This window comes from Aureitalea sp. L0-47 (assembly GCF_026126405.1).
Taxonomy (GTDB): Bacteria; Bacteroidota; Bacteroidia; order Flavobacteriales; family Flavobacteriaceae; genus Pukyongia.
In genome coordinates, this window is the sequence record NZ_JAFMTQ010000013.1 from 12,403 (window position 1) to 32,453 (window position 20,051).

16 protein-coding genes are annotated in these 20,051 nt (G+C 42.4%); 3 read left to right on the plus strand and 13 right to left on the minus strand.

The window, feature by feature from the left end:
• The first annotated feature begins 144 nt into the window (after window positions 1–144).
• Window positions 145–2,793 carry a patatin-like phospholipase family protein gene (locus J1N09_RS12060; protein WP_265200488.1) on the plus strand — a complete coding sequence of 883 codons (2,649 nt, stop codon included), beginning with the start codon at window positions 145–147 and terminating at the stop codon, window positions 2,791–2,793.
• On the opposite strand, the gene J1N09_RS12065 is transcribed toward J1N09_RS12060, so the two are convergent.
• From J1N09_RS12065 to J1N09_RS12085, 5 genes are all read right to left on the minus strand, one after another.
• Window positions 2,782–3,630, minus strand: a complete 849-nt coding sequence (locus J1N09_RS12065; protein WP_265200489.1) for a biotin-dependent carboxyltransferase family protein — start codon at window positions 3,628–3,630, stop codon at window positions 2,782–2,784. The two genes, J1N09_RS12060 and J1N09_RS12065, sit on opposite strands and share 12 nt — an antisense overlap.
• Window positions 3,627–4,337 (minus strand): 5-oxoprolinase subunit PxpB, encoded by a 711-nt coding sequence (gene pxpB / locus J1N09_RS12070; protein ID WP_265200490.1) that lies wholly within the window; start codon window positions 4,335–4,337, stop codon window positions 3,627–3,629. Before pxpB ends, J1N09_RS12065 begins: the two co-directional genes overlap by 4 nt.
• Complete coding sequence (pxpA, locus tag J1N09_RS12075; RefSeq protein ID WP_265200491.1) at window positions 4,337–5,071, minus strand: 5-oxoprolinase subunit PxpA; 735 nt, start codon at window positions 5,069–5,071, stop codon at window positions 4,337–4,339. Before pxpA ends, pxpB begins: the two co-directional genes overlap by 1 nt.
• Window positions 5,068–6,291 (minus strand): Nramp family divalent metal transporter, encoded by a 1,224-nt coding sequence (locus tag J1N09_RS12080; protein ID WP_265200492.1) that lies wholly within the window; start codon window positions 6,289–6,291, stop codon window positions 5,068–5,070. Before J1N09_RS12080 ends, pxpA begins: the two co-directional genes overlap by 4 nt.
• Window positions 6,292–6,372: 81 nt before the next feature.
• A complete protein-coding gene (locus J1N09_RS12085; protein ID WP_265200493.1) occupies window positions 6,373–9,195 on the minus strand; it encodes a M16 family metallopeptidase in 2,823 nt (940 codons plus the stop codon).
• A 233-nt stretch (window positions 9,196–9,428) separates the two neighbouring features.
• On the opposite strand from J1N09_RS12085, the gene J1N09_RS12090 reads away from it, so the two are divergent.
• Together J1N09_RS12090 and J1N09_RS12095 are read left to right on the plus strand one after the other, a co-directional pair.
• The gene (locus J1N09_RS12090; RefSeq protein ID WP_265200494.1) at window positions 9,429–11,294 is read left to right on the plus strand and encodes a CBS domain-containing protein; all 1,866 of its coding nucleotides are present in this window, start codon (window positions 9,429–9,431) and stop codon (window positions 11,292–11,294) included.
• Window positions 11,281–12,489 (plus strand): succinylglutamate desuccinylase/aspartoacylase family protein, encoded by a 1,209-nt coding sequence (locus J1N09_RS12095; RefSeq protein ID WP_265200495.1) that lies wholly within the window; start codon window positions 11,281–11,283, stop codon window positions 12,487–12,489. The genes J1N09_RS12090 and J1N09_RS12095 overlap by 14 nt, the downstream gene beginning before the upstream one ends.
• Window positions 12,490–12,538: 49 nt before the next feature.
• Here J1N09_RS12095 and J1N09_RS12100 read toward each other — a convergent pair whose 3' ends face one another.
• The 8 genes from J1N09_RS12100 to pgi all read right to left on the minus strand — a co-directional run bounded on the left by J1N09_RS12100 (window position 12,539) and on the right by pgi (window position 20,051).
• Window positions 12,539–13,342 carry a redoxin domain-containing protein gene (locus J1N09_RS12100; RefSeq protein ID WP_265200496.1) on the minus strand — a complete coding sequence of 268 codons (804 nt, stop codon included), beginning with the start codon at window positions 13,340–13,342 and terminating at the stop codon, window positions 12,539–12,541.
• A gap of 55 nt (window positions 13,343–13,397) precedes the next feature.
• Entirely contained in the window at window positions 13,398–13,550 is a 153-nt protein-coding gene (locus J1N09_RS12105) for a hypothetical protein (RefSeq protein WP_265200497.1), read from the minus strand.
• Between the two features lie 35 nt (window positions 13,551–13,585).
• Entirely contained in the window at window positions 13,586–13,942 is a 357-nt protein-coding gene (locus tag J1N09_RS12110) for an endonuclease domain-containing protein (protein WP_265200498.1), read from the minus strand.
• 149 nt (window positions 13,943–14,091) lie between these two features.
• Window positions 14,092–15,633: a YifB family Mg chelatase-like AAA ATPase gene (locus tag J1N09_RS12115; RefSeq protein WP_265200499.1), complete on the minus strand. Its 1,542-nt coding sequence runs from the start codon at window positions 15,631–15,633 to the stop codon at window positions 14,092–14,094.
• A 223-nt stretch (window positions 15,634–15,856) separates the two neighbouring features.
• On the minus strand, window positions 15,857–16,525 hold the full coding sequence (locus J1N09_RS12120) for a response regulator transcription factor (RefSeq protein ID WP_265200500.1): 669 nt from the start codon (window positions 16,523–16,525) through the stop codon (window positions 15,857–15,859).
• A 46-nt stretch (window positions 16,526–16,571) separates the two neighbouring features.
• On the minus strand, window positions 16,572–17,372 hold the full coding sequence (locus tag J1N09_RS12125) for a sensor histidine kinase (RefSeq protein ID WP_265200501.1): 801 nt from the start codon (window positions 17,370–17,372) through the stop codon (window positions 16,572–16,574).
• Between the two features lie 663 nt (window positions 17,373–18,035).
• Window positions 18,036–18,401 carry a hypothetical protein gene (locus tag J1N09_RS12130; protein WP_265200502.1) on the minus strand — a complete coding sequence of 122 codons (366 nt, stop codon included), beginning with the start codon at window positions 18,399–18,401 and terminating at the stop codon, window positions 18,036–18,038.
• Window positions 18,402–18,488: 87 nt separating this feature from the next.
• Complete coding sequence (gene pgi / locus J1N09_RS12135) at window positions 18,489–20,051, minus strand: glucose-6-phosphate isomerase (RefSeq protein ID WP_265200503.1); 1,563 nt, start codon at window positions 20,049–20,051, stop codon at window positions 18,489–18,491.

A 20,051-nucleotide genomic window follows, 5' to 3' on the forward strand; every position in this document is an offset into this window, starting at 1 on the left:
AAGGATTAAGCTCTAAAAATAAACAATTCCCTGAGGAGGCAATGGATTTGATCACAAATACAGGAAAACTCCCGTAGTTGTATTCAGGTAAAACCCTCTTGAAATACTGGCTCAGATCAAATATATTTCGTTAAATTTCAGATTATGCCTGAAACTAACCAATCCCCAGGTCTATTGAAAAGATTCGATAACCTGATCTCTGCCTTTATTACCTGGGTTTCCAGTGTATTCTCTTCCGTAGTAAAATTTACGAAAGCATCCATATTAAGCTTACTGATCATCGTTTTTATCCTCTTGTTACTCACCAAGATGGATCAGGCATTTACAATGTTCGTAGACCTAATCGAAACGAACGGATTCCGCTGGAGTTTGCTTTTCTCATTCTTTATGATCAATGCACTAGCGCTGGCACTTTCCCACTACCCTATTTACAATTATTACGCGGCCAACCTCAACAATAGCGCAGAATTCACAACATGGGAAGAAGTACACCCAATTAAAAAGTGGAAAATATTTAAGTTCTTTAAGCTGTTTATTTTCCACGAGAAACCAGGTGCCGGATACAAGAAAGACGACCGCGCCCATTATATGCGATATACCATCGGCCTCCTTATTCACGCGGTTTGGATCTACTTTATCATTAAGACCTTCATGCCGAAATTTAACCTAACCGAAGGTCAGACCATTACGGCTATCTGGGTGTTCAGAGGATTGTGTCTTATTCCCCTACTCCATTACATCTACTTAAGAAGAGCTGTTAACAAAGCCAGACAGGACAATAATACCGATGGAATCTATAAAAGACTGGCAAACCGATTTACCCTAATATTATTTGTCACCTTAATCCTTGTGATCACCTGTCTAACCTATGACAGGATGTTCAGCAGGGTTGGCTTCTTTATCCTGGTATTTACCTCCTATTTATTCATGTTCAATTACCTGTATTTCAGAATATTGAGAACCAAACTCAAAGCGGTGACGGAACTGTTTCAGACTACCGGCACAAAACTGGTTCGATGGGTAATGAATTTATTCAGGAGTTTATTGTATAAATCCGAACATTATTTAACGCTCTTTAGCCTTAATTTCATCGTTTCGGTCATAATTATAATCTGGACTACCATAATGGCCATTAACATTGGCCATCTGCCAAATGGCACACCCATACTGTTGGCTTATTTTTACGCATACTATTTCGTAATTGCGGCTACAGGTAAATTCTTCTTTGCCTATCGGAAGATCAGGGAACAGATCAAGGATGAAACGGGAGAATTTCCCAAACACAACCTCAGGTTCAAATTGGTTTCCTTCGGAATTTTTCTTTTGCTGGTCCTTTTTGCCATAGGGATGTCCACTGAAAGCAGTACACATGAACTAAGTCTTGTAGACAGGAATACTTCCGAAGAGATCACGGAAAGCGAATTCCTAAATGCGGTTAAATCCCGTCCGGGAAATACTGTATTTTTCGTGGCCTCGCACGGTGGAGGACTAAAATCGAACGCCTGGACACTTCATGTACTGGAGAAACTACACAAAGAAACAAATGGGAAGCTGATGGATCAAACCGTTGCTTTTTCAGGTGCTTCCGGGGGATCACTGGGACTTGCCTTGTATACAGGACTCTCCAAGGAAACTTCGGGCGTTTTAAAACCCGATTTAAAGTTACTCAACCAACGTATTGATACGATCTCAAGAGGAAATTATACGTCTTCAGATCTTACCCTCACATTCGGTTTGGATTCCTTCAGGAAACTATGGCCTTTTAACCGCGAGTACACACTACAAGATCGCCCCTACTATGCCATGATAAAATATCAGGGATATGTTGAGGGCAAAGGACTTCGAAGCTTATCTAAACAATCTTTTCGGGGATTCTGGAAGGACGTTTACCGAGAAAGGACGTATTTCCCATCGCTTATAATGAATACGGCCGCGACCACCGGACGACGCGGAGTGCTTTGGTCTGTTAAGTCGGAAGATTTTGGCGATATATTCCATTTCTCTGAAGACCTGGCAGAATTGGTTGATTACAACGAGAATGATGGTAAGCAAATCCAAAAAACATTGAGCTTTTATGAAGCTGTCTCGACTACCAACCGATTTCCCGTCTTTAGTCCTGCCGCTAAAATTCCGGGATACGGACATTATATCGATGCCGGCGCCATAGACAACAGTGGTTTGTTGGGATGTCTTGATCTATACCTATACCTGCAATCCAAAGGAAGCATCGGTGAAAAAAATGTAGTGTTCATCGAAATAATTAATAGCAAATCCCTTTACCTGGATTATTTACTGAAGAAATTAGAAACTAAGCACATTCAGAAAGAAGAGAACGAAACCGACAACATCATTGCCGATCTGCAAACAGCTCTGAATTTAGATAAGATCCCCGGTTATGTAAGTGATTTCGTGGATCACAGTGAGCAGTTGGAATTAATCAAGATCTTCATGCCTCACAAAGTGACCATAGTAGATGTTGAAGGGTATCTAAATGGTGAGATTGTTAGCAAAGATCAAAGGGAATCGATTATGGAAGCATTAGCTGAACACAATGCCTACATTGATAGTATAACTGAAAAAGGTCACGGCGCTGATGACGACAATAAATTTTTCAGGAAGTGGAATACCTACGAACCTACTCTTTCCCGTCATCTAAGCGAGAGTAGTCTTCAGTTCATCGAGGATATTCTAGAACATCAGACCATTCAGGAAAAAATTGATATTATAAAGGAACGCCTTGAACAGAAAACCACAGTTTCTTCTGTTATTTCAGTACCGGATTCATTGCAATAATCCAAATCTGAACTTCTTACCCGGGCTAATCCTCGTAATCTGAGAAAATCCAATATCGGACAATTGCAGTACCCTGGAATAACCACCTGTGGTTTGCGCATCGCGCATCAATACTACCATCTTACCCGAAGGTGTAACTTGTACGGTTCCAGGTTGAACAGGTCCTGTTGTTATTTCGGGAACTTTAACGATCCTACTGGTATGAACCAATGTTGCCATCCGATTGCTCTGTGGTGAAACTTCGTATTCGGATTCCAGGATGGCGAGTTTCTGTATTTCGGAAAGCATTGAAAATTCGGGACCCGGGTACACCTGCACTTCAGCGTATATTTCAATTTGGGGTAATTTGTCGCCCCACGCTACCTCCTGGGTCGATAGCTCTGAAAGCGTGGCAACTTCCAGTATATCTCCTGCCTCTATGCGACCGGATTTTGTTACTCCCGGAAAAAAGCTCCTGCTACCAAGGACTTCCGGAGATAAAATTCCTCCTTTTACGGATAAGTAACTCCAAACCCCTGCAGTGGCTCTTCCGAAGGATATTAATGAATTTGTTTCAACTAAAATCGGGCTTTCAGTATTTACCTCCTCACCGTTAACCCGAACTGTAGTCGCTGCTCCGGCAACCGCAATAATTGCAGGTTTTGAGAAGAACAAACGTGGTCCCGGGCTGGCAAATTCAAGAACAGCCGTAGAACCAGGGTTGCCCAGGATCAAGTTGGCAGCAATCGCCATTTCCTTATCCATTACTCCACTCAAAGGAACACCAAATCGGCGATTACCAAATCTACCCAAGTCCTGTACCGATGAGTATATTCCCGGATGTTGAACTTCTATCATAATAGTTTTTTTATTTCGAAATTACCCCGATCAGCTAAGCTGCCAATTCGTTCGAACTCCTCCATTGAAATTGCCTTGAATACAAGCTTATCCCCTGGTCGAAATAAGGAAGGAGGGGAATTGTTTATATCAAATAAGTTCAGCGGACACTTCCCGATGATGTTCCAACCTCCGGGGCTATTCATAGTGTAAATTCCGGTCTGCTTGCCCCCTATCCCTACCGATCCTTTTTCGATAAACTTTCGTGGTTCCTCGATCCTCGGAGTATACAAACGCCTGTCGAGTCCACTGAGATAAGGAAAACCGGGAAGAAAACCGATAAATCGAACATCGTAGGTAACGCTGGTATGCAATAGGATCACTTCCTCTTCCTTCATTCCACAATGCTCCGCCACTCGCGGCAGGTCCATAGCGAAATGGGGTTCGTAACAGACGGGAACAACATAAGTAACTGTTTCAAGATTTACTTCCACAGTATCGAGCTGAGGCCATTCGAAGTCATTGATAAATTCGTCTGTATCGAGGCTCTCTTTAAGAAAGGCCGCCAAAGAGGTATATGCAAGTACCGTCTCATTTATCGCATCACCGTATTTCTTCTGAAGAAATGCATCCAACGACAATATTTCATAGTGAGTCTCCTCATTGAAGGCTTCAGGCCACCTGAAGAGAATTCCATTATCCCCGAATTTTACTATAGTTGGTTGCATTACTCTACTTCCAGGTTTTTATCGGTTAACTGCTTATGAATGTGTTTTAATATCTTTTCTGAATTTGTTGTATCGCTATGGATGCAAAACGTATCCGCTTCAATGGGAATTTCTGTTCCCGAAATTGTAGTTAGCTGTCCTTTATCTACCATTTGCCATAACTGATCCCATGCCTCATCTTCATTTTCGATCACGGCCCCTGGATGCGACCTTGGAACCAGGGCGCCGTCTTCAGAGTAACGACGGTCAATAAAGGCCTCGAATTTCAGGGGGAGCAAGTTCTCCGCCTTTCTATGAAGTACAGAATTAAACGGAACGAACATTTCAGGCCTCCACTTCAAGCGAATGACAGCCTCTAGTACAGCATCCGAAGTTGGTGCGTCTATAGCCGCATAATTGTACAGGGCACCGTGAAGTTTTATATGATTGATCTCCGCCTCTTCCGTCTCGCAAACTGCCAGAAATTCCAGCAATTGGTGAAAAATTGAAGTGGTTAGCTCTTCTTTGGACATGCTCATTATTTTCCTTCCGAAGTTATCCTTGTCGGGAAAGGACGGATGAGCTCCTATTTTGACCTTATGTCTCTTCGCCAAGCGAACGGTTTCCCTCATTGTTTCCTCATTTCCAAAATGACCTCCACATGCAATATTACAGGAAGACAAATAGGGCATTAACACAGCATCCAGGCCAGTGCCCTCACCTAAATCGGCGTTTATATCGATTGTCCGTTTCACAAGCTATTATAGACTTTAACCAGGCTTAGAACCCCCAAACCAATAGTGGCAAGCATAATTATCGAACCCAGAATATTCTGAAAGGTGCTATTACTATAAGCACCCAGTATATTCTTCCTGTTCATGATCCATAAGAGAAATCCAGCAATCACTGGTAGTAACAAACCGTTTGCAACCTGGGCAAGACGAATGACTTCTATCGGACTAAACCCCAATGATGAAAAAACGACACCTATTATGAGAATACTGATCCACACACTTCTGAACCTACCGGATCGAAACCCGGCTTTCCAGCCAAAGCATTCATTGGCAACATAAGCTGCCGCAAGAGGAGCTGTAATGGCCGAGGTGATACCTGCTGCAAACAAGCCAATACCTAAAAGATAGGTGGCATAGTCGCCATACAGTGGCTGCAGGGCTTTGGCAAGATCGGCAGCATTTGAAATATTGTCCTGTTCAATTGCGGCTGCACAAATTATAATTGCCAGGGAAACAATACCACCGAGAACGATCGAAATGTACGTATCCGTTCTGGCGGCACCCAGGTCTTCTTTACTCTTCCACTTTTCTTTTACCAGGGAAGCATGAAGGAACAAATTATATGGCACTACCGTGGTTCCGATGAGCGCCACTACGGTGAGCCAACTCTCTTCCGGAAAACGTGGAATGAATAAACCTTTTATTACTTCTGAAATTTTCGGACCCGTTAAGACGGCAGTTACCAGGAATGAGATACTCATTACTAATACAAGCCCAATGAGAAATCGCTCGATCAATTTATAGTTTCCGAAGAACAAAAGTACAAATGCCACAATGCCAATAACCGGGCTCAGAGTATTAAATTGAAACTCTCCAATTATAACTACAGCATTTGGAATCAAAGTTGCGAGTCCGAGCACCCCCCCGCTTATATTCCCTGCTTCGTATGCAGCGTTTCCTATTATTATGGCCGTTAGAATTAACCCAACAGCGAGTATCTTAAGTAAGGGATTCCGGATCTCCTGTTTCACGGTGCCTGCGAGTCCTGTATGATGAACAATTCCAAGGCGGGCAGCCATTTCCTGAAGCACTATGGTTGCTATAATGGAGAGCACCATTGCCCAAAGCAAGGTAAATCCGAATTGTACACCCGCAAGACTGCAAACAGTAACTGTACCCGGACCTATAAAAGCGGCGGCAACCAATGTGCCGGGTCCGATATTTTTTAAAAAGCGCTTCACAGGATAAAATGAAACCTGAAGTTAAACAAAAAAGGGATACCGAAACGGTATCCCTTACTGATTTATTAGAGTGGAAGAATCTTATTGTGCTACTTCTTCAAGCTTCACTTCTTCTCCCTCTTTATCCATTAACATTACTTCGTCGAAATCCATATCCTTGAACTGCACATACTGTGTAGCAGCATCTCCAACAACCAGGTAAGCCATTTTCGATTCATCAAGATATTTATTCGCGAGCATTTTATGCTGATCTAAGGTCATATCACGGATCACTTTTTCTTCGCCGGAAATGTAATCGGCAGGTAGATCGTACATGCTCATCTCCTGAAGCATTCCAAGCAAGGATCCCTGTGTTTCAAAGCGACGGGCATTGGACTTGATCAAAGCATTCTTCGTGAAATCCAGGTCTTCCTGGCTAATACCTTCTTTGTATTTCATGATCTCTTCCTTGAAGATCTTTACAGACTCTCCTGTTGTATTCGTACGAACAGAAGAAGACGCTGTAAATGTTCCCGGGATCTTAGAACCACTGAACTGGGTACGCGCACCATAGGTGTATCCTTTTTCTTCACGAAGGATAAGGTTCACATTTCCACTAAACGAACCACCCAATTTGTAATTCATTACCTCAACCGGGTAGAAATCCGGATCTGTTCTTGAAAGACCAACATAACCAATATTAATCACCGATTGCTTTGCATTCGGTATATCAACGAAATAAAGTGATGCTTTATCACGGTCATTCTCTGCCGGATATTCAGGAATACTTACGTCTTTCGAAGCCCAGCTTTCTTCCAGCGAAGCCAGGTTCTTTAGCGCATTGTCCTTATTTATCTTTCCAACTACATGAAAAGTAGAGATCGATGGTGAGAAGTTGTTCTCATAGAACGTTTTCAGATCCTCCATGGTGATCGCTTCAACAGATTCCACAGTACCTGACGTTGGATAGGCGAAGATATGATCTTCTCCATACAGCAGTTTATTGTAAACTCTGTTTGCAACGGCGTTAGGGTTCGATTCGGAACGCTTGATATCATTAACAGTTTTAGTCTTTATCCGTGCAAACTCCTCCGCATCCCAACGAGGCTGAAGTAAAATCTCTTCAATAAGCGCCATGGTTTTATCGAAATTTCTTACCAGGGTGTTACCGCGAATTACAATAGATTCTCGAGTCGTGTACATATTTATGCTAGCACCCAGCATCTCGATCTCTTCTTCAAGTTCCTCCGGAGTTTTGTTGGCAGTTCCTTCCATCATGATGTCGGTCATAAGGTTAGCAACACCATTTTTAGTCATGTCGTCCATTAGGTGGCCTCCTTCCATCACCAGGCTGAAGTTAACAGTTGGGATCTCGTTCTGCTCAATTCCATATACTTCCATTCCATTTGCTAATTCTGCCGTCCACGAAGTAGGAATATTCAATTGTGGAGCCGGACCTTGCGCCGGTTCTGCAGACCTATCAAAAGCTGAAGGTGTTTTGGCAACTTCTTCTTCGGAATCGGTCACCGTCTTTTCAACGTTTTCTTTGATCTCTTCCTCCACTACCGGAGCCACCATAGAGTTGGCCGCAATTAGATCGGTTTGCCCCTTCGGAACAAAACTGGTCATTACAAATGGTTTGTCTTTGATATATTCGTTATAGACTCGCATCACATCTTCCTTAGTGACCGCCTTGATATTATTGATATCTTTTTCAATGAATCCGGGGTCTCCGGTAAACACGTTGTACTGTGCCAATTGGAATGATTTCCCCAGCACACTGCTTATTCCATTGTAAAATGAAGTTTCAAGACCTGCCTTAATACGCTCGATGTCACGATCTGTAACACCCTCGGTTTCAAACATAGCAAATGCCTCTTGAATTCCAGCTTCAACGTCGTTCAGGTTCACACCTTCATTCCCGGTAATGATAATATGGAACTCCCCGGCAATCTCTTGTGAATTGTTATATGCTATTGTCCGAGAGGTAAGCTCTTTGTCTTTTACTAACACTTTGTAAAGAGGAGCTTTTTTACCTCTGGAAACGATCTCAGCAAGAAAATCAAGAGCGTATGCGTCATCAGTATACTGCTGAACTGTTGGCCATACCATGTTCAACTGTGGTGCCGTGGCGAAATTATCTTCGTGATATAGACGTTTTGTTTCAGAAATAGTAACCGGTTGAGCTTCTAATTTCGGAACCTCCTGGCGTCTTTTGATCTCACCAAAGTACTTCTCGATAAGTGCCTTGGCATCTACCTCTTCGAAATCACCAGCAAGCACTAAGGTTGCGTTATTCGGACCGTAAAATCTATCGTAGAATTCTCTCACGTCGTCTACCGTTGCGCTCTGAAGATCTACGAGCTCCCCTATCACCTGCCAGTTGTAAGGATGGCCGTCGGGGTAGATATTTTTATCAAGCACCCAGTTTGTATGTCCGTAAGGACGGTTGTCCACTCTTTGTCTTTTTTCATTCTGAACTACTTCCTGCTGATTGTAGAAAGCAGATTCCGTAACCGTGTTAATAAGGTATCCCATACGATCACTTTCGAGCCAGAGTACCATTTCCAGAGCGTTCTTCGGAACGATCTCATAATAGATGGTTCCGTCCTTCCAGGTTCCACCATTCAGTGTACCCCCGGCATCCTGGATCTTTTTGAAAAATTGGTCCTGACCAACGTTTTCAGATTCCTGGAACAACATGTGTTCGAAAAGGTGGGCAAATCCAGTACGTCCTGTTTTTTCCCGGTTGGAACCCACACCGTATTGAATGGCCACCGAAACGATCGGGTCACTCTTGTCCTGGTGCAGGACTACATCCAGTCCGTTTTCCAATTCGTACTTGGTAAATTCGATTGATAAGTTTGCGCTGTCCTCTTTCGATTCTCCACCACAGGACGTGATGAGAACCAAAGTGAAGATCATGATTGATGAAAATCTTAATAGCTTTTTTATACTCATTTTTCTGATTGTTTATACAATCCATAAAGATACGACCGGGGAATTTGTTCGTATCTAAAAAAGTGTTAAATCAATTCAATGGATGGAAACACCTGTAATGTAGGAATAATCTTAGCTGATGAAAATCATATTTTATTTCTTCTGAAATCTACAAATTGCTTAGTCAAATTTCCTGACGTTCAGGAGAAAACTAAACTATGGGCGAGCAAAAAGTTAATCGTTCGTTGACAGAAGAAAGGAAGGCCGTATTTATCAAACATCTTCTGGACGATGTTAAGGCGCTCGAGATCATGCTCGAGAACGACCAAATTGAAAAAGGCATCACGCGAATTGGTGCCGAACAGGAATTTTGCCTGATTACCAAGGACTGGCGCCCTGCGACCAATAACCAGGAGATCCTGGCCGCCATAAACGATCCTCACTTCACTACCGAATTGGCCCGGTATAACCTCGAAATCAATCTTGATCCATTCGAACTCAAGGATGATTGCTTCAGCAAGGTGGAAAACCAGCTGCGTAGCTTGTTGAACAAGGCTACTGATGTTTCAGAAAAACACAACAGCAAAGTGGTTCTAACAGGGATCTTACCTACGATTTCAAAAACCCACCTGTCATTAGACTACATTACCCCTAACCCACGCTATTATGCGCTTAATGATATGCTGATGGGTTTGAGACGATCGAATTTTCAACTTCACCTTCAAGGTGTGGATGAACTTAGTATAGCACATGACTCGGTTTTATTCGAGGCTTGTAATACCAGTTTCCAGTTGCACCTGCAAATTGATCCCGAAGATTTTATTTCGAGTTTTAACTGGTCTCAGGCTATTGCAGGACCGGTGCTCAGTATATGTTGTAATTCACCGCTTCTAATGGGTAGAGAACTCTGGAATGAAACACGCGTTGCACTCTTCCGTCAAAGTATAGACACAAGGCACATATCGGAAGCGTTGAAGGATCAGGAACCACGCGTTGCCTTCGGAAGTAACTGGGCTACAGGAACCGCAGCCAGTATTTACAAGGAGAATATTTCAAAATACAAGATCATACTTTCCAGAGAACTTGATGAGAATTCGCTGGATATCCTAGAAAAGGGAGAAATACCCAAGCTCAAGGCGTTGAATCTTCACAGCGGAACTATTTATCCCTGGAACCGCGCTTGTTACGGCGTGGGCAACGGCAAACCTCATTTAAGAATTGAAAACAGATACATCCCATCTGGCCCGTCATTAATTGATGAGCTGGCGAATTTTGCATTCTGGGTAGGCATTATGCGCGGTAGGCCGAAGCATTTCGACGACATGGCTAAGATCATGGACTTCAGGGAAGCTAAGTCTAATTTTGTTAAGGCAGCGAGAAACGGAAGGGATGCGGTAATGTGTTGGGAAGGAAAAAAGTATTCAGCAAAAAAACTGATCAGAAAAGTATTTCTACCCATTGCCTATGACGGACTTCGTAAGGAAGGAGTTGCCGAAGAAGATATTAAACGATTGCTGAATGTGATAGAGACACGGCTGAAAGGGAACACCGGGGCATCCTGGATGATCTCTAATTACCGCGATCTCATCAAGGTTGTAAAGAAAGATAAAGCACTTCGTATTATCACAAAATATACCTACCTTAACCAGATCAAAGGAATCCCTATTCACGAGTGGGAAGATGCTGATAAGACCGATGCTCTTTCCGAATCATCATTCTGGGTAGGTCATATTATGTCCACCGCCTTATTCACGGTTAAACGCACCGATCTGGCTAGCCTTGCTACCAGCATTATGGAATGGAACAACATTCATCATGTTCCCGTTGAAGACGATGAAGGCAAACTGTGCGGATTGTTAACATGGACACATGCGAACAAATACAGTAAGGAAACAGATGAGAAAGGGTATATGGTTCAGGATATAATGGAAGAAAATGTGATCACGGCAGAATCCACAACCACTATAAAAGAGGCAATCAACATTATGAAAGAAAAGGAAATCGGTTGTCTGCCGGTACTTCAGAACGACGAACTAATCGGAATCGTAACTGCTTATGATGTGAAACCATATGACCGCGATTAGAATACACAGTAAACCTCTTAATAAAACCATAGAAGTGAACCGACTGATCGGTTCTCACAAAGGAAATCCTAACGGCCCCACCCTCATCTTTACAGGAGGAATTCATGGTAACGAACCTGCGGGAGTGTTTGCTTTGAAGTCGGTACTGGAGGAACTAAAACAACTAAACCCCGAATTTAACGGTAATCTTTACGCAATTAGCGGAAATCTCAGTGCACTGGAAAAAGGGGTTCGCTACAACAAAGCGGATCTCAACAGGATGTGGACCAAAGAAAAGCTGGCTGGCCTGGAAGATGATAAGGTGATTTCATTTAATGATGAATTGGTTCAACAGAAGGAGATCTTCGATATTATGCAGGATATCCTCTCAAAGGAAAAAGGGCCGTATTACTTCTTCGACCTGCACACCACAAGTGGGGAAACGGCTCCTTTTATTACGGTAAACGACAGTTTGATAAACCGCAAGTTTACCAGCTTGTATCCCGTTCCTCTCATCCTAGGTATAGAAGAATTCCTGGACGGTCCCTTACTAAGTTATATTAACGAATTGGGTTATGTGGCCTTTGGCTTTGAAGGCGGACAGCACGATTCACCAAAATCGATAGAGTATTGCAGGTCATTTATCTATCTCACACTTTCATTCACAGGTTGTCTCTCCCCGGAAGACGCCAATGAGGCCGAGCATTTAATAAGCCTGAAGAAGGTGATGAATTTCAGAAATAAATTCTTCGAGATTATTTATCGTGAAGAAATAGAGCCGGACGATAAATTTATCATCTGTGACGGCTACCTGAACTTTCAAAAAGTACCCAAGGGAACTATAATCGCTATTAATAATGGTAAACAACTGGAAACTCCTTACCGAGGTTACATTTTCATGCCTTTGTACCAGGGTAAAGGGAATGATGGGTTTTTTATCATTCGCAAAACACCAGTGTTTTTCCTGAAGTTATCTGCCTTTCTGCGCAAGATCTCATTTGATCGCTTATTGGTCGCACTTCCCGGGGTTAACTGGCGCTCAGAAACCAGGGAAGAACTGGTAGTCGACTTAAAAATTGCACGATTCTTTACCCGGAAGTTCTTCCACCTTATGGGTTATCGCAGCAAACAAAAGGATTCCACTCATTTGAAACTTAAGAACCGTGAGGCTGTTTCAAAGGGAGAAGACTATAAAAATGCGCCCTGGAACAAATAAGATTTTGTCCAAGACGCAAAATAATTTCAACCTGGTTTAAAGGCAAATACTATTTAACGATGATAGGCTTACTAGTTGTCCCGTAAGTCGTTTCAAGTTTTACGATATAGGTTCCGGCATCCATAATCACCGGAACCGAAATACGATCACTGTCAAAAGAGTTCTCATAAACACGTTTTCCTAAAATATCGAAGATAGTAAGTGAAGCAGGAACAGCTTCAGGAAGCGCAATGGAGAGGATGCCTTGTGAGGATACAGGATTTGGAGCTATAACAATAGAGTCCATAAATATTGCCTCTTCAATAGCCAAAACACTACACTCCATAGGCGTTGGATCTACACCAGTGGGTAGCGCATTCTCAAAAGTTGAAACTCCGGCAATAGGCCAAATATCCAAAACGATGATCTCGTTGTCGGGATTAATAACGCAATACGTAGGGTAGGCAACAATTCCGAAATCATCATCAACGGCTCCCGCACCTCCATCGGCCGAAACGGCAGGCGCATGGTTAAATGGTCCGCCATAGGTTTGCTCAAAGAGAATTACCTGCTGATCGTTGTCGGTCCCATTATTTACGGACAAACAATATATATCCCCTTCGTTACAGCCGTATTTATCATGAAATTCGTTGAAGATGGGGGTTGTAGTCTGACACGGAGGGCAGGTATCAAAAAAGAAATCTAAAAAAACGTATTTACCTTCCGCGGTAATACTGTAAAGATTATGAATGTTCCCATCAGTATCAGTAAGTGTGAAATCGTTCACAACATCTCCAACATTGTAGTTGTTTACCTGGGAAAAGCTAAGCGAACTTATTATCAAAGCTGCAATCAGTAATGTAATTTTCTTCATATTTAACTCTTATAATCGATTAGAAATGTAAAAGAACAGTTTTTTGGTCTAAAACTCAAATTACCAATAGGGTGTTTAAATAAACGGCGATGATAAAGACGCGTTTTGCAATCAAAAAATTACCCCTTCCGACTTCAATACTATTGAAGTCACCTTCCCCTTTCATGGGAAGGAACCACCTGTTCTTATAAATTGATATTCGCTTCATAATTCATGAATTGCAGATCGTTCTTAAATCCAATGCTATTCGCCAAACTCAGCTTGAATTTGTGCCAGAACAGATGGCAAAAGATCAAATACTATTTTATTTTCGAATCGAATTACTTTGAATCCCTTATCCTCGAGAATTTTAGTTCGCCATTTATCATATTCCTCACCATTTGGAGTAAAATGACCTTGACCATCCAATTCAATTATTAGTTTTTCACTGGCGCAGTAGAAGTCTACAATGAAATTAAGTATACTATGTTGTCTGCGAAACTTCCTACCACAAAGCTGTTTACTTTTTAAGTAGTGCCACAAATATGCCTCAGCAGGTGTGAGATTACTTCTTATTTCCTTTCTTCTAGACCTTAAATATCTTCTGTTATGCGTTTTCATTATTTTTTATAATCTGCTCCTCTCCTTTCAAGGGAGAGGTGTCAGAATCAAAAGATTCTGACGGAGAGGGTTCCAACCCCTTCCGACTTCAATAGCTTTACTATTGAAGCAACCTTCCCCTTGATGGGAAGGAGCCTTTGTTAAACATATTACCCCAACCACCCATCCCGATCCAGACTTCTATACTGGATGGCTTCGGAAATATGCTCTCCTTTAATTTCTTCTGAAAGGGCCAGGTCGGCGATCGTCCTGGCCACTTTCAGTATACGATCGTAAGCTCGGGCCGAAAGATTCAGTCGTTCCATGGCATTCTTCAACAATTCCAACGAAGCTTCCTCCAATTTACAATACTTCCTGATATGCTTCACTCCCATCTGAGCATTATAGTGCAGGTTTTCATTTTTCCTGAATCGAACTTCCTGGATCTTTCGTGCTTTCGTTACTCGTTTTCGTATCTCTATGCTCGCTTCTCCTTTGCGTTCTTCGCTAAGTTTCTCAAAAGGCACGGGAGTTACCTCGATGTGTATATCGATCCTATCCAGTAACGGCCCAGATATCTTGCTGAGATAGCGTTGCATTTCAGCCGGAGAATTCACCACCGGCGCATCGGGATCGTTGAAATAGCCGCCCGGACTCGGGTTCATACTGGCTACCAGCATAAAACTGGCAGGATAGGTTACCGTAAAGCGCGCTCTTGAAATAGTGACATCCCTGTCTTCGAGGGGCTGCCGCATAACCTCCAGTACAGATCGTTTGAATTCCGGCAGCTCATCCAGGAAGAGCACCCCGTTATGTGCTAAAGAAATCTCGCCCGGTTGGGGAAACGTACCACCTCCTACCAATGCAACATCACTGATGGTGTGGTGCGGACTACGGAACGGGCGAGATGTTATAATACCACCGTTCCCAAGCGTGCGACCGGCTACGCTGTGGATCTTGGTGGTTTCCAGTGCTTCAGAAAGTGATAATGGTGGAAGGATGCTGGGAAGTCTCTTGGCGAGCATGGTCTTGCCCGAACCCGGAGGGCCGATGAGAATGATATTATGCCCACCTGCCGCCGCAATTTCCATACAGCGCTTGATGGACTCCTGTCCTTTCACATCGGAGAAGTCGAATTCAGGGTGCTGAAGGTGTTCATAGAACTCAGCTTCCATGTCGACCACAACTTCGGTTAAGGCAGTTTCCTGGTCGAAAAAATCAATTACCTCCCTGATATTTTTCACACCGTACACACAAATACCATCAACGATGGCTGCTTCTTTGGCGTTTTGCTCGGGAAGGATGAAATACTTGAAGCCCTCTTCTTTGGCCTTAATGGCAATGGGCAAAGCTCCCCGAATGGGCTGAAGATTACCATCCAGGGACAATTCGCCCATAATGATACATTCGGATAGAGGTTGTTTCTCCTGTATTTGTCCGGAAGCAATCAGGATTCCCATGGCCAGGGTGAGGTCGTAAGCAGAGCCTTCCTTTCGCATATCGGCCGGGGCCATATTCAGGGTGATCTTTTTACCCGGAATCTTATAGCCGTTGTTCTGCAAGGCAGCTGCGATGCGGTAGTTACTTTCTTTTATGGCATTATCGGGTAATCCAACTAAGTGATACCCCACTCCCTGGTCCACATTCACTTCTACGGTGATAGTGGCCGCGTCCACGCCAAATACGGCGCTTCCATACACTTTTGTAAGCATGGTCTATTTCAGAAATAAAAGGAGGGGAATTAGAAGTGAAGTAAAGCTACGAAATTCTATTTAATATCCGGATAAAGGATGGTATCTCGAAAATTGATTTACATCAAATAGCAAAATACATTTGCCAACCCAATCCCAAAACTCAACAATCAAAAAATAGAGTTTGGCTATTGTGATTTATTTGAAATTTGAATAATTGTGATTTGAGATTTATCCCAAGCTTTTATTCAATAATGATAGGAGGCACAAGGTCGTTCTGAATGGCAAATATCACTAGGCCGGCGATGTTCTTAACACCTGTCTTGATGAGTAAGTTCTTTCGGTGTACTTCAACGGTTCTCGGACTAATAAAAAGCTTCTCTCCAATTTCGGAAGTCTTGTATTGTTTGCAGATGAGTTCCAGTACTTCGCCTTCTCTTTCCGTAAGAAATTCATCGTCGAAAGGGGTTTTCCCCCCTTCATTGGTAGTTGCGTAACGGCAGTTCAGTATATCCATCACGTACTTGTCATAATGAAAACCATTGTAGAACACCTGTTTGATTGTGTGTATCACCTTATTCGGAGGGGAATTCTTCACCAGGTAGGCAGATGCCCCTACATCAATCATATTTCGTATAAATGGTTTGGAATTATAGGTAGTTAATGCAATAACTCCTATTTCGGGATATTGCTGATGAATCACTTTGGTAGTTTCCACCCCATTAAGCAGCGGCATTTTAATATCGGTAAGTACGATATCCGGTAATGGATCCGATCGCTTCAACAGCTCCAACAGTTCCTGACCATTTCCAGCTTCAAAACTAATCTGGATCTCCGAATCCTTCGATAAAATATGAGCGAGCCCGACGCGAAACAATTCTTCGTCATCTGCAATGGCAAGATTGATGTTCAAGGTTTGTTTGGTTTGTTTGGTTTGTTTGCTCCCTAAAGTATAAAATTTAGCTTAAATCTATCTGAATTTGAACGAATAATCCTTTACCGGGACTACTCTCCATACTCAGTTCACCTTTTAGTATTTCTGTTCTGTTCTCCATACCGCTTAGACCGAGACTACGGGCCATTTTCGCCTCCTCCAAATTAAAACCTTTCCCATCGTCCCGATAAGTGAGAAATATGGTTTCGTTCTCCTTAGCCAGACTAAGGTTAATTTTATTTGCTTCGGAATATTTAATAGCATTGTTAAAAAGTTCCTGGGCTATTCGAAACAAATGAAGTTCTTCATCTTTACCCAATATGTCCGATGGATAGCTATAATTTTCGACTATTTCGAACCTGCCGGTTTCGCTGAGTTCGTCACAAAGCTCCTCCAGCGCTGCCTCTAGCCCAAACTTTTCTAAGGTTGGTGGTAAAAGGTCGTGGGCTATCTTTCTCGAATTTTCAAGCACCGTAGATGTAACGTTACGAATGCTCTCAGCTATCTTTTCGGCCTCCTCCAGAGTGTTTGTGGTATCCGAAAGCATATTGGCATTCAAGGAAATCACGTTGAGTTTTGAGCTAATGGCGTCGTGCATATCCTGGGCAATACGCATCCGCTCTTCTTCCTGGGTGATGATTATAGATTGTAGGATCTCCTTCTGATGCTCGATCTCCCGATTGGCTTTTTCGAGTTCGGTCTTAATGATCCGCCGACGAGAAAAGTAGAAAAAAAGCACAATGGCAAAGGCCATTAGAACCAGCAATCCTATTGCATAAAACAATACATTAACTATCTGCAACGCTTCCGTTCCATTCTCTTCCATATGCTTACGAAGTTAGTAATTTGAAGAAACAATCTAGTTTCTAATTGATTTCCTGTAATTGCGAAGCCATTCAATCAAGATCAAGATTTGAAAGATTAGGTAAAGAACAACATTAGCATTGGTTAATAAGGTTGTAATTTCTGATGATAACTGGGGATCAAAGACCATATTCCCGGAGGCGAATATCAAAGAGCTTGATAAAAAATATACTAGAATTCCCACGTTCACAATAGTAAATTCCAATTTGCGGGTAAGTGCTTTGTACAAAAATACAATAGAGTAGACGATGATGATCGTATGAGTAACGAACATGCCCAGTTCGTTGTACTTGCTGTACAATTGCGGGGAAGAAAAATATTGATAGGCTAAAAAAGTGAGTACTAAACCCAAAATCCAATAAATGATCTTGTGTTTTATAAATTCATAGAAGAAAAAGGATAGTAATATGAATTGCCCGATAAAATAGTAATGCGATAAAAACAGATTTGAGAGATCCGTTGTTTTTATAATTACCAGCGACAGAATTTGAATTACTGAAATTAAAAATAAATAGGCAGTAAAAAACCTATAGGCTTTACTATTTCTAGTAAAACCTATAAGATATATGATAAATAAAACCGCTGAAAAATAGAGCGTGAAGTTTATTATGTCTATGAACATAAATTACGATAAAGCACTATTATCGTCGCAGTATGGCGGACAAGGCCTAGTGAAATCCCAAATACTATTTCCACCATCGGTGGTATTTTCGTCTGCCGGAAGAAGGTCGCGGTAGACAGTATTTCCGGCCTTATCAGTTTCCTGGTTTGTACCCACAATAATCAATTTTTCAGTATTATCGGAAGGATCTATCCCCAGGTAAGCACGTGCCATTGGATTACCACCTTGGTTCTGAATCTCAGAAATAGCTCCCTGGAGATCCTGTATGGGTATCAAAAATGCCTTCGCACTGGTTGAAGGGGCATTCCTCCAATTCGCGGTCCATGATTTGGCCGTAGCCAGTGTAATTTTTTTGTCAGCTTGACTCATAATTGGTTTGTTTTATTGTTTAACTTTTTAAAAATAAGAAAACCTTCACTAGAAAGCGAAGGTTTTTAATTTTAATAAACAACTGAATTAAATAGTCTTTTTTATAAGGGAGCGAGTCGATGAATTGTTAGCCATGTCAGGGCTTCCGGACTCAATAGCACCTAAGGTGTTCTTAGCCAGTTTCTTGCCTAGTTCAACACCCCATTGATCGTAGCTAAATATATTCCAAACTACGCCTTGCACAAACAGTTTATGCTCGTACATAGCAATTAACGATCCCAGGTTTTCCGGTGAAAGCTTCTCAATTAAAAGGGTATTGGTTGGCTTATTCCCCTCGAACACTTTATAGGAATTCTCCGCCTCGGAACCGTAAGTTCCTTGCAGCAAAGCTTCTGTTTGAGCGAAACAATTGGCCATTAATTTGTTCTGATGATCTGTTTGCTTGTGAAGCGCTTCAGAAAAACATATAAAATCGGTAGGAATCAATTTTGTACCCTGGTGAATGAGCTGGAAAAAGGCATGTTGTGCATTGGTACCTGTACTACCCCATACGATGGTGCCCGTCTGGTAATTTACCGCATTCCCATTTCGATCGGTGCTTTTACCATTACTCTCCATGATCCCCTGCTGAAGATAGGCAACCAGTTTATTCAGGTATTGGGAATAAGGTACTATACATTCGCTTTCAGCACCAAAGAAGTTATTGTACCAAATGGATAACATGGCCAGGATTACCGGTATGTTTTCAGAAACGGCGCTTTCCCGAAAATGCAGATCCATTTCGTGTGCGCCTCTGAGTAATTTCTCGAAATTTTCATATCCTACAGCACAAGCTATTGAAAGTCCAACGGCACTCCACAAGGAGAACCTGCCCCCTACCCAATTCCACATGGGAAATATGTTTTCCGAAGCAATACCGAATGCGGCTACATCTTCAAGGTTTGTAGATACTGCTACAAAATGACGGGCAATGTCTGTTTCGTCTCGCTCTTCAAGGAACCATCGACGAATGGTCTGAGCGTTTGTAAGTGTCTCCTGCGTGGTAAAAGTCTTGGACACGACGACGAACAGCGTAGTTTCTCTATCCAGGTCTTTTATGGTCTCCATTACATGGTCGCCATCTACATTGGATATAAAATGAACATTCAAATGATTCTTATAGAACTTAAGGGCTTCGCATACCATATCCGGTCCCAGGTCACTACCTCCAATTCCTACATTCACCACATCTGTGATCGACTTACCTGTTGCGCCTTTCCATTCTCCGCTGATAAGGCGATTGGAGAAGGATCTTATTTTCTGAAGGCTCGCATTTACCTCAGGTTTCATATTCCTGAAATCCCTGAGTGCGGTGTGAAGCACGGCTCTTCCCTCCGTTTCATTGATCTCCTTTCCTGTGAATTGTGCTTCGATCGCATCCTTCAAACCCACTTCATCTGCCAGATTTAGCAGCAGGTTCAGGGTCTCTTCGGAAACTCTATTCTTCGAATAGTCCAGGTAGAATTCGTTCCAGGAAACGGCCATTTTCTCTGCCCTTTTTGGATCAGAAACAAACCAATCCTGCATTTTCTGGTTTTTAATCGAATCGAAATGGCGTGACAAATCACTCCAGGACTTAGTAGAAGTTGGATCAATTTTCGGTAGGCTCAT